The organism is Alteromonas sp. W12, assembly GCF_001924945.1.
GTDB classification, from domain to species: Bacteria; Pseudomonadota; Gammaproteobacteria; order Enterobacterales; family Alteromonadaceae; genus Alteromonas; species Alteromonas macleodii.
Window position 1 is genome coordinate 1,601,872 of sequence record NZ_LQXH01000001.1, and the last position, 15,208, is coordinate 1,617,079.

Here is a 15,208-nt window from a genome sequence, read left to right on the forward strand (position 1 = left end):
AATGCATCACACCAAGAGAGCGCTTACGAAAAGCGCTCTTTTACTTTTAAACTACACCTGTCTTTAACTGTACGTGTCCTTAACTACACGTGTTCTTAACTACATGATTCCAATGCGCCATAGCTTTAGCGCGTTAAATCATACGTATCAATGATTTGCTTAATAGACCCGTCTTTTAAACGAGCGCTAAGGGCTTGGTTAAACTCTGGAAATAGTGATGCGCACTTAGATTTGGCGGAGATAGCAAAATGTACATTGTTTGAAGATATCGGTGACTGGCTTATTCGCATGCCGTCATTTTCTGGGTCGTTCAAGTGGCTTAGTGCTGCGCTTTGTGGTGAAACTGCGTAATCAGCACGATGTCGACGCATCATTTCATACATTTTGTCGTGGTCTTTAACTTCGATAATATTCAAGTTTGATTTAATGCTATCGAATTTTTCACCTAAGCTTATTCCTCGAGGCATCACACCAATATATTGCGCGAGTGCGTTAAGCGAAAGATCGGTACCTCGCGTTTGAGAAAGTGAAGGAGAGAGCACAACGTAAACCTCTTCTGCTGCAAACGGTGCGGTGATAAGCCATTTTCGACTACGCGCTTCGTTCCAATAGTTTCCCGCCAAAATATCAAGCTCGCCCGCGTCGAGTTTGGATTCTATTCGTTTCCAGGGGAGCCCGGTTTCTATCTTTAGTGTGACACCTAAATCCCGTGCTAGCAGGGTTAAAACGTCAAATGCTATCCCCGTAGCTTTCAACCTTCCTTCAAACTCGTTAAATGCGTAGGGAAACCACTGTTGTGCTCCCGCGGTGTGTAAAGTCTTGCACTCTGTACTGGCAAGTGCACGAGGGTTGAATACGAAAGTCAAAATGAGCACTATGCCAAATGACAAGATGTGGCGGGAAGAGTGTTTCAGTTTGGAGTAGGGTAACATTGCCATATTTTATTCACGTACCACAGAAGATGGCATTGATAGTTTTACTTGTTTAATTATGTATAGGGTCTGTTATACATAAAACCCTATCGACTGGCAATTAGCCGATAGGGTTACAAAAATAACGAATAGATGACTTTCGAGTTTAGACTGCAGTTAATCGAAAGTTACAGCGCGGGATCAGCGCCTTCGTCTTCTTCGTCTTGGTCTTCAGACAATACTGCCCAGACGTCGTGTTCGTTAGCGTGAATAACTTCAGCCCATACACGATCGCCAGGTTTTACGTCATAAACACCATTTAAATGAACCAGACCATCTACTTCTGGTGCGTCTGCATAGGTACGTCCTACGGCACCTTCGGCATCAACACTGTCGATGACAACTTGATATTCGTTTCCGATCCGCGCTTGTAATCGTGCGGCACTGATTTCACCTTGTACTTCCATGAAGCGTGCAAGGCGAGCTTGTTTTACTTCTTCCGGTACTGGGTCAGGGAGGTCATTTGCTCTTGCACCTTCAACAGGGGAATAGGCGAATGCACCAACACGATCAAGCTGCGCTTCGCGAAGGAAGTCCAATAACTCTTCAAACTCTTCTTCCGTTTCGCCCGGAAAGCCGACGATGAATGTCGAACGAATGACTAATGATGGGCACTGTTCACGCCACTTTTTAACGCGCTCAAGAACACGTTCAGCGCTACCAGGGCGTTTCATTAACTTAAGAATACGTTTGTTGGCGTGTTGAAACGGAATATCCAAGTAAGGAAGGATTTTACCTTCGTTCATTAGTGGAATTAGGTCATCCACATGCGGGTAAGGGTACACGTAATGTAAACGGACCCAAATGCCCATTTCGCCCAGCTTTTCACACAACTGTTGCATGTGTGCTTTAACCGGCATGCCGTTCCAAAAGCCCGTTCTGTGCTTAACATCAACACCATAGGCGCTAGTGTCTTGTGAAATAACCAATAGCTCTTTAACACCAGCGTCTTTCAAACGCTTAGCTTCATCGAGTACGTTACCCACTGGGCGGCTGACAAGGTCGCCACGCATAGAAGGAATGATACAGAACGTGCAACGGTGGTTACAGCCTTCTGAAATCTTTAAATAAGCATAATGACGAGGCGTTAATTTTACACCATGGTCAGGGATCAGATCTTCAAACGGATTGTGCTGGGGTTTTGGAAGATGATCGTGTACTTGCTCAACTACCGTTTCGTAGGCATGAGGCCCCGTGATAGCCAGTACATTTGGATGAAGCTCTCTAATTTCGTCTTCTTTAACACCTAAACACCCGGTAACGATAACTTTGCCGTTTTCTTTAAGTGCTTCGCCTATGGTGTCTAATGACTCTTCTACCGCCGCGTCAATGAATCCACAGGTGTTAACGATAACCAAGTCGGCATCGTTGTAGGTAGGGACTACGTCATAACCTTCGGTGCGAAGTTGAGTAAGAATACGCTCTGAATCAACTAAGTTCTTAGGGCAACCTAAGCTAACAAAACCAATTCTGCTGCCATTGCTTTGTTGCGAAGGTTTGTTGTCACTTAATACCTTCACTGGCGTTTCTAGCGTGGTGGTTTTATTTACTACTTTGTTTGGATTAAACGTTTCTACTGTCATCTAAAATATCACCTGGAAAATGACTGAGCTTAAAATGGCCGCGGATTATACAGGAAAACACGCTTGTACGCAGTATATATAATTAGCGACCAAGATATAAATTATTGACGCATTCTCACAGTACAGAGTAATTTAGGCACTAAATGTGAAAACAAGTTTAAACGGCCACGGGTTTCATTGTAAAAGCGGCACGAACGAGGTTTAAAAATACCTTACTCACCCCCACATTTATTACTTCTTGAAAGTAAACATCATCAGAGTTGAATGCGCTTTAGGGTTCAAATTAATAAAATAGAAGTGAATGCATGCTTAAATTACCGCTAACTTTTTATGATGAGTCAGGGCGAATTTTACCTCCCCGTTGGCTTTACAGCGTGTTTATACTTCTATGCATTGACTGGCTAGCGTTCGTCTTTTCTCTGGCTTCCCGCACTCAAACTAGTGAGCTACTCACGTTCTTTTACCCACAAAAAGAAACGTTAGGGTTGGGGTTAGCGGCAAGTTTACCTGTGTTAATTGCGTTATCTTTGGTTAGCCAACGAGATCGCTTATGGAAAAAAGGCTTTTTAGCATGGCGCCGATGGGTTATTCCGCTGGCTCAATTGGGAGTGTTGGCATTGTTGAGTGTGCAGCTTTACTACGCTATGCATCATCACTGGGGGTTTGAAACTATTACGGGTGTAAAAATCGTTTTTTACAGTATAGCCTTGTACGCAATTTCAAAAAGTCGTCATTTAAAGTGGATGGTAGAGGATTGGGAAACACCTAACCCTTGAACCTCATTCTCCAAAAACATCTTTATTGGAAATATAGTTAATGCACTCAATTGAACAGACGTTAAACTGAGTGCAAAATCTGTGAGAACGTTAGTGGCTGCGTAAGTGGTTCCCCAACGCCTGTTCATAGTAGGCAAATACGCTGATTTGACTGTCGTTAACCAGACGTTCATAGCAAATACCCGCTAAGGCATAGGTATTTTCACCAACCTGAAGAAAAACGGCAGGTGCTTTAGGATTTGACTGATCGTAAATCCATTCACCATCTAGCTGCGCTTTTAAAATTTCTCCAACGTAAGCGCCAAAGATATTACAGATGGTGAACACTGCTTCATCTTCTAACGCTAAGTCGTGATATTTATCTACGAAACTAAGTAAAATGTCGTCCACCAGTGCTACGCTAGCGGGTGAGTGGTCGAGTACAATATCGAACTCATCAGCTGCTGTTACCACAGCGTCCTTCGCGCAATCTGCCATTAATTTATTGAGTTCATCAGGTGACATGTTGTTCTCCTTCTCACCGATACTTTTGTTATAACACGCTAACGCTTAAAAAGTCGTTAAGACAAGGTGTTATAAGTTTTTGGCTATTGTGCGCAAGTTATCGGCCAAAGTCTATTTTTGTCCAGTTAATCTATTTATTACACTTGCAGCGGCAAACATACCAAAGGTGGCGGTTACCGTGACCACAGCACCAAAGCCGCCTGCACAGTCTAGTCGAGTACCACCTTCCATTGCAGATTTGTTGTAACAAACCGAGCCGTCAGGTTGTGGGTAGCGCAATTGCTCTGTTGAATAGATACACTCAACGCCAAAGCGGCGTTTTGGGTTTTTACTAAAATTATAGTTACGTCTAAGCTCACTGCGTAGCTTAGCTGCTAGGGGGTCTTGTGTTGTTTTAGCTAAATCGCCTTTAGTGACTTGAGTTGGGTCTATTTGACCGCCCGCACCGCCAACCGTAACAATAGGAATTTTGTTGCGTTTACAGTGAGCTATCATCGCCGCTTTAGCGCGAATACTGTCAGTGGCATCGACTACAGCGTGCATTTCTTTGGTTAAAAGCGTAGCCGTATTTTCTGGAGTGACAAAATCCTCAATACAATTCACTTTGCAAGCAGGATTTATCAAGTGAATTCTCGATGCAATGGCGTCGACCTTTGCTTCTCCTATGGTATTGGAAAGCGCGTGAATTTGGCGATTTGTATTAGTTACGCAAACATCGTCTAAATCAATAAGGGTTATAGTACCTATGCCCGAACGAGCTAGTGCTTCTGCAGTCCAACTTCCCACACCGCCAATGCCGACTACAGCCACATGACTGTTGGCTAAATTATTAGTTTGCTGTGCGCCATATAAACGCACAATACCGCCTAAACGTGGATCATCAGACATGTTTCACTTCACTTAAAAATAAACTAACTCAAAGGCGTGTGTTCACACAAAAACGTGCAAGTACGCTAGCAGGGCGCGCATCATCTCAAAAGTGGACACTAAAGATCAATACACTCCAGTTTTTTCGAATAATAAATCCGATTTTAAGCGACATACGTTCTACCCAATACATGTTTAAATGAATTCATTGTTTAATGAAGTAATAAAAAGGGGCAGGCATATGGGCTTACTCGTTGATGGAAAATGGCAAGACAAGTGGTACGACACCAGCAAAAATGGTGGGAAATTTGAGCGCCAAGCATCTAAATTTCGTGACAAAGTCAGTAACGAAGATGGTTCCACGTTTCCCGCTGAATCTGGTCGCTATCATCTTTATGTCTCGTTAGCTTGTCCTTGGGCCCACAGAGCGCTCATATTTAGAAAGTTAAAGGGATTGGAAGCGCATATTGATGTTTCGGTGGTACACCCTGAGATGCTTGATCAAGGCTGGGAGTTTAAAGGTTACCCAGGATCAACGGGGGATAAGCTTTATAACTTTGATTATGCGCATCAAATTTATACTAAGGCAAAACCTGAGATAACCACCCGTGTCACTGTTCCAATCCTTTGGGATAAACGAACAGAAACTATCGTTAATAATGAATCAGCTGAAATTATTCGTATTTTTAACAGTGGGTTTAATTCACTGACTAATAATGAAGACGATTATTATCCTAACGCCCAACGTGAAGAAATTGATGCCATCAACAATATGGTGTATCACGACATAAATAATGGCGTGTATAAAGCTGGATTTGCTACAACGCAAGAGGCCTATGAAGAGGCAGTAACTGCATTGTTCTGCGCGCTAGATAGGGTTGAAGAAAGGTTGAGTAAACAACGTTATTTGGTTGGCAGCAAAATAACAGAAGCTGACTGGCGCTTATTTACCACGCTGATACGCTTCGACGCTGTGTATCACGGGCACTTTAAATGCAATAAAAAACAAATTGCAGACTATCCAAATATTTACGGCTATATGAAAGAACTTTATCAAGTTCCGGGTGTTGCTGAAACGGTAAACTTCGACCATATCAAAAGGCACTATTACTACAGCCATACTATGATAAATCCAACCCAGGTAATCCCCGTTGGGCCAGAGCAAGATCTTATGTCGCCTCACGGTCGCGATAAAATGGGACGTTGAAGCACCCAAGGTCGGTAATACAAAAAGCTAAACGTGAAGCTCGTAAAAGATAGTGAAGGTTAAGATTTAAGGTAGATACACATTATGTCAGTGGAAGTGAGTGAACAAAAATCGATAGAGAAAGTGGTTACAGGTATGCCAACAAGTGATGGCGCGGGGGTGTCGCTTACTCGTATTATCGGACAACCTGATCTACCTCGCCTCGATCCCTTTTTAATGTTGGATTTTTTTGGTTCAGATAATCCAGGTGAATACATTGCTGGTTTTCCACCACATCCTCACCGTGGTTTTCAGACAGTTACTTATATGCTTGCAGGAAAAATGCGCCATAAAGACTCTGTAGGCAATGAGGGGGTTATTGATGCTGGTGGCATTCAATGGATGAACGCGGGTCGAGGCATAATACATGAAGAAATGCCAGAGCAGGAGGAGGGCTTGTTACAAGGCTTTCAGCTGTGGGTGAATCTTCCGGCCGCAGAGAAAATGTCAGCGCCGAACTATCAAGACATACAGCCAGATAGTGTGCCTACAGTACACATTCAAGATGCAGTAATCAAAGTGTTAGCAGGTGAAATTGACGGTGTGAAAGGGCCTGTGAAGACAACGGCGGTTGCTCCTACTTTTTTAGACGTTGCACTACGAAGCGGGAGTTCGGAAATTACACTGGGTTCGGATGAAGCTGCCTTTATTTATGTGTACGAGGGAAGCGTGGTCATTAATAGCGGCGAACTTAGCATAGAAACAATTGTGTCGCAGGGAGAGCTGGGTGTTTTGTCACAAAGTGGCAAGCAGCTATCTGTATCCGCTGATACGGGTTGTAAGTTTATAGTGGTCTCAGGTAAACCTATTGAAGAGCCTGTGGTCCAATATGGGCCTTTTGTAATGAACACTCAGCAGGAAATTGTTCAGGCATTTAACGATTACCAAAGCGGTTCATTAGCAAAGTAGATACAAGGTTTGCCTGTTTTGATTCGACTATGGGTAATTATCTATGCGGACTGGTATTAGACTGGGCTTTTAATCAATACCTCTTCATTAGGTTCAGCAAGGAGTAGCACTGCCAATGCATTTTGAAAGCGTCGCCGAAAAACACGTGCTATCACTTTTAGAATTTGAGCGTAGTAACAAAGCCTATTTTGAATCGTCTATCGCACCAAGAGAGGCAGCGTTCTATTCATTGGATGGCGTTGGCTACCACATTAGCGAATTGCTTTACTTACAACAGCAGGAAAGAGCTTGGGGTTATTTGCTTGTTGATGAGCAACGAAATAACCAGATTGTAGCGCGTGCTAACATCAAAAATAGAGCAGGCGACAAGGCGGAAATCGGCTATCGAGTTGCAGAGAAGGATTGTGGAAAAGGCATTGCTTCTCGCTGCGTCTCATTTTTAATTGAGGAGGCCAAAAGCATGGGCATAAAATTGCTCACTGCTGAAGTCATGGATAATAACGCCGCTTCTGAAAAAGTTCTTATCAAGAATGGTTTTAGTCCAAAGCTGTGCTTTCGCCGAAAGTATCGTCATCAAGGCGCTTTCCATAACAGTATCTACTTCGAACTCGCGCTTTAAACTCATCAGTTGAAAACAGCGTTAGCAAAACGTTGTGCTGTTCAAATTGAATTAGTAATTCACTCCCTCTAGTGATTTAATATCAGTATGTCTAATCTCTTTTACGACGATAACAAAGGGGCGTATGCGCTTTTTTGTTGTAAAAAGCGATAATGTAATCATAAATAGTTAAAACACAGGGAATTTCGATCCAAATGGCAACCCCAATTACCTGCTTTAAAGCGTACGATATTCGTGGCGAATTGAACTCACAACTGACTGAAGATGTAGCGTATCGAATTGGCTATGCTTTTGCGCAAGAATTAAATGCGAAAACTGTTGTTGTTGGTAGTGATGTGCGTCTTACGTCAACACCATTAAAATTAGCGTTAAGCGCGGGTCTAATCGATGCTGGTGCAACAGTGACAGATATTGGCATGGCAGGAACAGAAGAAATTTACTTCGCTACCAAACACCTTGGCGTTGATGGTGGTATTGAAGTAACGGCAAGTCATAACCCCATTAATTACAACGGTATGAAACTAGTGAAGTCAGGCTCTGTTCCAATTAGTGGCGACACAGGCCTAAACGCGATAAAAGAGAAAGCGGAAGCACTAGAAGATAGCTTCGTGTCAGAGCGATTAGCACACTACACTGAGGGTGCGTTGATTGGTGCTGATGCGTTTTTTAACGGTACGGCCCATGTAAAAGAAGACAAGCTTTCTGAGACCGATAAATATGCGGTTAAATCGTGTATGTCTGACTATGTTTCTCACATGCTTTCTTACGTTAATTTGAGCAATTTTACGCCGTTAAAAGTGGTGGTTAATGCAGGTAATGGTGCCGCAGGCCCCGCGCTAGACGCTATTGAAAAAGAAATGAAAGTGCAGGGTGTTCCGATAGAGTTTGTTAAAGTACATCACAATGCTGATGGTACATTTCCAAACGGCATCCCCAATCCATTGTTACCTGAAAACCGTGCTGATACGGCTGACGCTGTTAAAGCGTCGGGAGCTGATTTTGGCATTGCATGGGATGGTGATTTCGACCGTTGCTTCTTGTTTGACGCTGATGGTGAATTTATTGAAGGATATTATATCGTTGGCTTGCTTGCTGAAGCCTTTATCGAGAAAAACACCGACAGTAAAATCATTTATGACCCTCGCGTATACTGGAATACAGAAGATATCGTAGCGAATGCAGGTGGTACACCCATTAAGTCGAAAACCGGCCATGCGTTCATTAAGGAGCGTATGCGCAAAGAAGATGCGGTCTATGGCGGTGAAATGAGTGCGCACCATTACTTTAGAGATTTTGCCTACTGTGATTCGGGCATGATCCCTTGGTTGTTAATTGCCGAATTGGTGTGTGTGAAAAAGCAAACACTAGCGAGTATGGTAAAAGCGCGAATTGAAGCGTTTCCATCTTCTGGTGAAATTAACAGTAAACTAAAAGATGCTGACGCAGCGCTGGAACGCGTTACAAGTAAATATCAGCCACTAGCCAGCGTAATCGATACTACTGATGGTTTGGGTCTGGAGTTTGGCACATGGCGCTTTAATTTACGTAAATCGAATACTGAGCCAGTTATTCGTTTAAACGTTGAAAGTAAAGGCGACATAGCGTTGATGGAACAAAAAACCGAAGAGCTACTTTCGCTCATTCGCGCTGAATAACCACGGTACTTTTCGTTAATAACGCTAGGTCAACAGGCCCTAGATAAGTAAAAAACGAAGGCGATAATATAGTGATATTATCGCCTTTTTTGTTTTCGAGATTTGAACTTGTTAAAGCTCTATTTATCAATCGCTTAAGCTGGTTATGCGTAACTTTGCGGTTTGAGTTAGACACTCGCTTAATCACCGCAGGCTTTTGCCTCTATTACTTTTTTGCAATTAACTAATGTCATGCCTTTAACGCTAAGCTGTTAGTAGTAACGTTATACGAGCAAGTAAATCATCCAGGCGTGACAGATAACAACGACACTTGTTAATCCCATCCGCAAGCTTATGTAACTTACAATCTGCTCTTTAGGAAGACTAAGGATAAACTTGTCGTAAATAAGTACGGCGACGTAGCTTAGCGATAAAACGCCAAACACCTTCACGTCGTGAGAGAACACTAAACACAACCACCCAATTATGGTCGGCAACATAGCGACTAACATTTGCTTGTCGTAACGTTGATTACTTATTGCGTCCCACCAATGGATACCACCAAAGAAAGACAATAGCACGGCTGAGTATTGGACAAAGTAAACGGCGCTTTGTGTAAGCGATAACAGGTTAAGCTGATAAGCCAGTGGCATAGCCACAAAAGGAATGAGACCGGCAATACCTAGAAAAACCGCTGAATAGGGCATTGTTGTTCCTTGAAGTAATCTTGTATAAACAAAAATAGCGCCTTAAAGGCGCTATTTTTACTATTAAGCGTAATACTTAGTTCAGTATTTACTAATTTACTACTTAATTGGCGTGTACTTACGCTGGTTATGACCAGTGTAAAGCTGACGAGGACGACCAATTTTTTGTTTAGGGTCGCTCATCATTTCATGCCAGTGTGAAATCCAACCTACTGTACGAGACAGTGCAAAAATACACGTAAACATGTTAGTTGGAATACCAATCGCTTTAAGTACGATACCAGAATAGAAGTCTACGTTCGGGAACAGTTTCTTCTCTGCAAAGTACGGGTCACTCAATGCAATCTTTTCAAGCTCCATTGCTACTTCTAGTAGTGGATCTTTAACATTAAGTTCGCTTAGTACTTCGTGACAACTTTCACGCATTACCGTTGCACGTGGATCGTGGTTCTTATAAACACGGTGACCGAAGCCCATAAGACGGAATGGGTCATTCTTGTCTTTAGCGCGTGCAATAAACTCAGGAATACGATCAACTGTGCCAATTTCTTCTAGCATGTTCAGACATGCTTCGTTTGCACCACCATGAGCAGGACCCCAAAGTGAAGCAACACCAGCAGAAATACATGCATATGGGTTCGCACCAGAAGAACCGGCAAGACGAACGGTAGACGTTGAAGCATTCTGTTCGTGGTCTGCGTGAAGCGTAAAGATACGGTCCATCGCGCGCTCAACAGCTGGGCTGATTTGATATTCTTCTGCTGGTACAGAGAACATCATGTTCAGGAAGTTAGCTGCATAGCTTAAGTCGTTTCGTGGATAAACAAACGGCTGACCTACATTATACTTGTAGCACATAGCAACAAGAGTAGGCATTTTAGCAATTAGACGGTGCGCGCTGCGAATGCGCTGTTCTTCATTAGAAACGTCTAAATCGCTGTGGTAGAACGAAGACATCGCGCCAACGGTACCACATAGCATTGCCATAGGGTGGGCGTCGTTGCGGAAACCGTGGAAGAACATGTTAATTTGTTCATGTACCATGGTGTGACGAGTAATTGTCTCTTTAAATTCTTCGTACTGTTCTTTTGTTGGTGCATCACCGTGAAGAAGCATGTGACAAACTTCTAAGTAGTCTGCATCACGCGCTAGTTCTTCGATAGGGAAACCGCGGTGTAATAATACACCTTGAGCGCCATCAATGTAGGTAATTGAAGACTCGCAAGATCCTGTCGCCATAAAACCTGGGTCGTACGTGAAATAACCGTGCTGGCCTAACGTACGGACATCGATTACATCTTGTCCTTCGGTGCCAGACAAGATAGGAAGCTCGATTTCCTTACCGCCGGCTTTAAGAATGGCTTTCTGATCTGCCATAAAATGCTCTCCTCAGAATGGTTCTGTTTGCAGCGAAAACGGACGAAAATATCCGCTTCGTTGGGAAAAGTGGGCGTATTTGTACTTTATTATGCACCAACAAGTCAATTTAATTGCATATTTGCACAATAAATATTCCGAATTGCTTAAAAAAATACTAGCAATCAGATAACGATTAATTAACTCGTTGGGATTTCACTTTGCCCGATACGGTGCAATTATCAATGGCTTTTCGATAAAGGTAAACCACCGAACGATAAATATATTAACAGGTTAGTTTAAAAAGTAACCTTTTGATGAGGAATAAATACGCATACAGATTAAAAGTGCTTAATTTCTCGTTGTTATGCATAGTTATTCCATTTAGCTGCTGGTAAACTTCTTAACACTGTAATTGCGCTCGTTTAAACGTGTTGCGCTCAATTTTGATCTCTTTTTATTCAAAATAATTATCATAGAAGTGTATATAGCGACTAAAGTCTTACTACGGCACAAAAAATTGTAATTATATACTACGCTGGATATACTCAGCGGTGCTTTGGAAATGGAATAATTATTCTGTTACAGGCATTAAAGAATAATTCACAAATTGTTAACAACTCAGTGGATGAGGCAATTAACAGGTTAAAAATCGAATTCACTTACTCAGGACATAATAAAGGTAAGAAATTCATTATCCCCTACGGATTAAACAGGCATACATTGTGAAAAAGCAAAGACCAGTAAATTTAGAACTCAATACTATTAAATTTCCGCCCTCTGCTATTTCGTCAATTCTCCACCGTGTAACCGGTGTTGCAATGTTCTTCGCGCTACTTTTTGTTATCTGGGCATGGGCAGTTTCTGTTCATTCGCCTGAAGGTTTCGCGGACGTACAAGCAATCATGGACGGTTTCTTTGGAAAATTTGTCGCAATTGGCACAGCTTCAGCGCTGACATATCACATTCTAGGCGGCCTAAGACACGTTGTTATGGATTTAGGTCACTGGGAAGAATTAGAGTCGGGTAACACAAGTGCAAAAGCAGTAATCGCACTTTGGGTTGTACTGACCGTAGTATTGGGAGTTGCATTATGGTAACCAACCAAGCAAGCATTAAGCGTGACGGCGTACAAGACTACGTTTCACTTCGCGCTACAGCAGCAATTATTTTCGCGTACTCGGTTTTCATGGCGTGGTTCTTTATTACCACCGATAACCTAACGTTTATCGAATGGCGAGGGTTGTTCTCTGGCCTGGCTATGAAAGTTTTCACATTGGCAACACTAGTAGCAGTGATGATCCACGTGCGCATCGGCCTTTGGCAGGTGCTTACAGACTATGTTAAATCAGCAGGTCTGCGCGCAGGACTACAATATATCTTAAATATTATCGCATTCGGCTATGTAGCTGTTGGCCTATTCGTATTGTGGGGAGTGTAAAATGAGTTTACCCGTTCACGAGTTTGATGCAGTAGTAATTGGTGCTGGCGGTGCAGGTATGCGCGCAGCACTACAGATTTCGCAGTCTGGTAAATCATGTGCACTGTTATCAAAAGTATTTCCAACCCGTTCTCATACTGTGTCTGCTCAAGGTGGTATTACTGTAGCACTTGGTAATTCACACGAAGACAATTGGGAATGGCACATGTATGACACCGTTAAGGGTTCTGATTATATCGGTGACCAAGACGCTATCGAATACATGTGTAAAACTGGTCCGGAAGCAATTATCGAAATGGAAAATATGGGTCTACCATTTTCTCGTTTCGAAAACGGTAAAATCTACCAGCGTCCTTTTGGCGGTCAGTCTAAGAACTTTGGTGGCGAGCAGGGCGCTCGTACAGCAGCTGCAGCTGACCGTACTGGTCACGCGCTTCTACACCTTCTTTACCAGCAAAACGTAAAGAACAAAACAAAAGTTTTCTCTGAGTGGTATGCACTTGACCTAGTTAAGAACCAAGACGGAGACGTTGTTGGTTGTACCGCGATTGATATCGAATCTGGTGAAGTAGTTTACTTCAAGTCTCGCGCAGTTGTACTTGCAACAGGTGGTGCGGGTCGTATCTACGCATCTACTACAAATGCACACATCAATACCGGTGACGGTGTTGGTATGGCACTTCGTGCAGGCGTTGCAGTTCAAGATATGGAAATGTGGCAGTTCCACCCAACGGGTATCGCTGGCGCAGGAACATTGGTAACAGAAGGTTGTCGTGGTGAAGGTGGTTACCTTCTAAACAAAGACGGCGAACGTTTCATGGAACGTTATGCGCCTAACGCGAAAGACCTTGCTGGTCGTGACGTTGTTGCGCGTTCAATGATGACTGAAATTCGTGAAGGTCGTGGTTGTGAAGGCCCATGGGGGACTCACATTAAGCTTAAGCTTGACCACCTTGGTAAAGACGTTCTTGAGTCTCGTCTACCTGGTATCCTTGAACTTTCACGTACGTTTGCACACGTTGACCCAGTGAAAGAGCCAATTCCAGTAATTCCTACTTGTCACTATATGATGGGTGGTATTCCTACAAATGTTGATGGCCAATGTCTAACGGTTGATGAAAACGGTAACGACAAGGTTGTTAACGGTCTATTTGCTTGTGGTGAGATAGCCTGTGTATCTGTACACGGTGCGAACCGTCTTGGCGGTAACTCACTTCTTGACCTTGTTGTATTTGGTCGCGCGACCGGTTTACACCTTGGTAAGACATTGTCTGAAATGGCACCAACACGCGACGCATCAGAGTCTGATCTTGAAGCCTCTATGACGCGTTTCAACCGTTGGGAAAATTCAGAGAAAGGTAAGGGCGAAGACCCAGTACAAATTAAGAAAGACTTGCAGAAATGCATGCAGCTTAACTTCTCAGTATTCCGTGAAGGTGAAGCAATGGCGGAAGGTCTTAAAGAGCTTAGCGAAATTCGCGAGCGTCTTAAGCATGCACGCCTTGACGACAAGAGCGCAGACTTCAATACCCAGCGTATTGAATGTTTAGAGCTTGATAACCTAATGGAAACCGCGTACAGCACAGCAGTAGCAGCGAACTTCAGAACGGAAAGCCGTGGTGCTCACAGCCGCTTCGACTTCCCGGACCGTGATGACGATAATTGGTTATGCCACAGCATCTACGATCCGAACACTGATAAAATGCTTAAACGTGAAGTGAATATGGCGCCTAAGCTTAGGGAAGCATTCCCGCCTAAAGTGCGTTCATATTAAGAGAGGCAACGATCATGCAATTAACTTTTTCGATTTATCGTTACAACCCAGAAGTAGATGCGAAGCCTCGCATGCAAGACTACACTCTAGAAGTAGAGGAAGGTCAGGACATGATGGTGCTAGACGCGCTACTTGCACTTAAAGAGCAGGATCCGACGCTTTCTTTCCGTCGCTCTTGCCGCGAAGGTGTGTGTGGTTCAGACGGTGTGAACATGAACGGCAAAAATGGCCTTGCGTGTATCACTCCTTTATCTGCACTGGGCAAAGGTAAAATAGTAGTTCGTCCACTTCCAGGTCTACCTGTTGTACGTGACCTTGTTGTTGATATGACGCAGTTCTACACACAGTACGAAAAGATTAAGCCGTTCTTAATCAACGACAGTAAGCAGCCGCCAGCGCGCGAACACTTACAGTCACCTGAAGAGCGTGCGAAACTTGACGGTCTTTACGAGTGTATTCTATGTGCATGTTGTTCAACGTCATGCCCATCTTTCTGGTGGAACCCTGATAAGTTCATCGGTCCTGCTGGTCTACTTCACGCGTATCGTTTCCTTATCGATAGCCGTGATACGGCAACTGAAGAGCGTCTTAACGACCTTGATGATGCGTTCAGCGTATTCCGCTGTCACGGTATCATGAACTGTGTAAGTGTATGTCCTAAGGGCTTAAACCCTACAAAAGCGATAGGCCAAATTAAGTCTATGCTTTTACAACGGGCTGTTTAGTACTATATTCTGATAACTTCCTAAAGTTACAGATAGTGATGCTCTAAATAGCCATCCCAAAAGGATGGCTATTTTTTTATATATTCGCTGTTATAA

At 43.3% G+C, this 15,208-nt stretch carries 15 protein-coding genes; 9 read left to right on the forward strand and 6 right to left on the reverse strand.

Translation table 11 applies throughout. From position 1 onward, the window contains the following. Positions 1 to 125: 125 nt before the first annotated feature. Together AWH61_RS06820 and rimO are read right to left on the reverse strand one after the other, a co-directional pair. On the reverse strand, positions 126 to 938 hold the full coding sequence (locus AWH61_RS06820; protein WP_014949433.1) for a substrate-binding periplasmic protein: 813 nt from the start codon (positions 936 to 938) through the stop codon (positions 126 to 128). A 161-nt stretch (positions 939 to 1,099) separates the two neighbouring features. Then, positions 1,100 to 2,554 carry a 30S ribosomal protein S12 methylthiotransferase RimO gene (rimO, locus tag AWH61_RS06825; RefSeq protein ID WP_014949434.1) on the reverse strand — a complete coding sequence of 485 codons (1,455 nt, stop codon included), beginning with the start codon at positions 2,552 to 2,554 and terminating at the stop codon, positions 1,100 to 1,102. A 305-nt stretch (positions 2,555 to 2,859) separates the two neighbouring features. Between rimO and AWH61_RS06830 the strand changes: the two genes are divergently transcribed. Next, positions 2,860 to 3,330, forward strand: a complete 471-nt coding sequence (locus tag AWH61_RS06830; RefSeq protein WP_014976532.1) for a DUF2919 family protein — start codon at positions 2,860 to 2,862, stop codon at positions 3,328 to 3,330. A gap of 90 nt (positions 3,331 to 3,420) precedes the next feature. Here AWH61_RS06830 and AWH61_RS06835 read toward each other — a convergent pair whose 3' ends face one another. Together AWH61_RS06835 and tcdA are read right to left on the reverse strand one after the other, a co-directional pair. Continuing rightward, positions 3,421 to 3,834 (reverse strand): hypothetical protein, encoded by a 414-nt coding sequence (locus AWH61_RS06835; protein ID WP_014949436.1) that lies wholly within the window; start codon positions 3,832 to 3,834, stop codon positions 3,421 to 3,423. 111 nt (positions 3,835 to 3,945) lie between these two features. Beyond that, positions 3,946 to 4,722 carry a tRNA cyclic N6-threonylcarbamoyladenosine(37) synthase TcdA gene (gene tcdA, locus AWH61_RS06840; RefSeq protein ID WP_014949437.1) on the reverse strand — a complete coding sequence of 259 codons (777 nt, stop codon included), beginning with the start codon at positions 4,720 to 4,722 and terminating at the stop codon, positions 3,946 to 3,948. A 220-nt stretch (positions 4,723 to 4,942) separates the two neighbouring features. On the opposite strand from tcdA, the gene AWH61_RS06845 reads away from it, so the two are divergent. The 4 genes from AWH61_RS06845 to AWH61_RS06860 all read left to right on the forward strand — a co-directional run bounded on the left by AWH61_RS06845 (position 4,943) and on the right by AWH61_RS06860 (position 9,130). Then, complete coding sequence (locus tag AWH61_RS06845; protein ID WP_014949438.1) at positions 4,943 to 5,908, forward strand: glutathione S-transferase family protein; 966 nt, start codon at positions 4,943 to 4,945, stop codon at positions 5,906 to 5,908. Positions 5,909 to 5,992: 84 nt separating this feature from the next. Continuing rightward, a complete protein-coding gene (locus tag AWH61_RS06850) occupies positions 5,993 to 6,856 on the forward strand; it encodes a pirin family protein (protein WP_075176564.1) in 864 nt (287 codons plus the stop codon). 115 nt (positions 6,857 to 6,971) lie between these two features. Continuing rightward, positions 6,972 to 7,475 (forward strand): GNAT family N-acetyltransferase, encoded by a 504-nt coding sequence (locus tag AWH61_RS06855; RefSeq protein ID WP_075176565.1) that lies wholly within the window; start codon positions 6,972 to 6,974, stop codon positions 7,473 to 7,475. 194 nt (positions 7,476 to 7,669) lie between these two features. Further along, positions 7,670 to 9,130: a phosphohexomutase domain-containing protein gene (locus tag AWH61_RS06860; RefSeq protein WP_075176566.1), complete on the forward strand. Its 1,461-nt coding sequence runs from the start codon at positions 7,670 to 7,672 to the stop codon at positions 9,128 to 9,130. Between the two features lie 263 nt (positions 9,131 to 9,393). On the opposite strand, the gene AWH61_RS06870 is transcribed toward AWH61_RS06860, so the two are convergent. Continuing rightward, a complete protein-coding gene (locus AWH61_RS06870) occupies positions 9,394 to 9,816 on the reverse strand; it encodes a DUF3429 domain-containing protein (RefSeq protein WP_014949443.1) in 423 nt (140 codons plus the stop codon). Between the two features lie 99 nt (positions 9,817 to 9,915). Continuing rightward, positions 9,916 to 11,193, reverse strand: a complete 1,278-nt coding sequence (locus tag AWH61_RS06875) for a citrate synthase (protein WP_014949444.1) — start codon at positions 11,191 to 11,193, stop codon at positions 9,916 to 9,918. A 704-nt stretch (positions 11,194 to 11,897) separates the two neighbouring features. On the opposite strand from AWH61_RS06875, the gene sdhC reads away from it, so the two are divergent. Genes sdhC through AWH61_RS06895 form a run of 4 tightly spaced genes read left to right on the forward strand, consistent with a single transcriptional unit; the run spans position 11,898 to position 15,112 of the window. After that, complete coding sequence (gene sdhC, locus AWH61_RS06880) at positions 11,898 to 12,272, forward strand: succinate dehydrogenase, cytochrome b556 subunit (protein WP_014949445.1); 375 nt, start codon at positions 11,898 to 11,900, stop codon at positions 12,270 to 12,272. Beyond that, positions 12,266 to 12,613, forward strand: a complete 348-nt coding sequence (sdhD, locus tag AWH61_RS06885) for a succinate dehydrogenase, hydrophobic membrane anchor protein (RefSeq protein WP_075176567.1) — start codon at positions 12,266 to 12,268, stop codon at positions 12,611 to 12,613. The genes sdhC and sdhD overlap by 7 nt, the downstream gene beginning before the upstream one ends. Before the next feature lies 1 nt (position 12,614). Next, positions 12,615 to 14,387 (forward strand): succinate dehydrogenase flavoprotein subunit, encoded by a 1,773-nt coding sequence (gene sdhA / locus AWH61_RS06890; RefSeq protein ID WP_014949447.1) that lies wholly within the window; start codon positions 12,615 to 12,617, stop codon positions 14,385 to 14,387. Positions 14,388 to 14,401: 14 nt separating this feature from the next. After that, positions 14,402 to 15,112 carry a succinate dehydrogenase iron-sulfur subunit gene (locus AWH61_RS06895; protein WP_012518362.1) on the forward strand — a complete coding sequence of 237 codons (711 nt, stop codon included), beginning with the start codon at positions 14,402 to 14,404 and terminating at the stop codon, positions 15,110 to 15,112. Positions 15,113 to 15,208 lie beyond the last annotated feature (96 nt).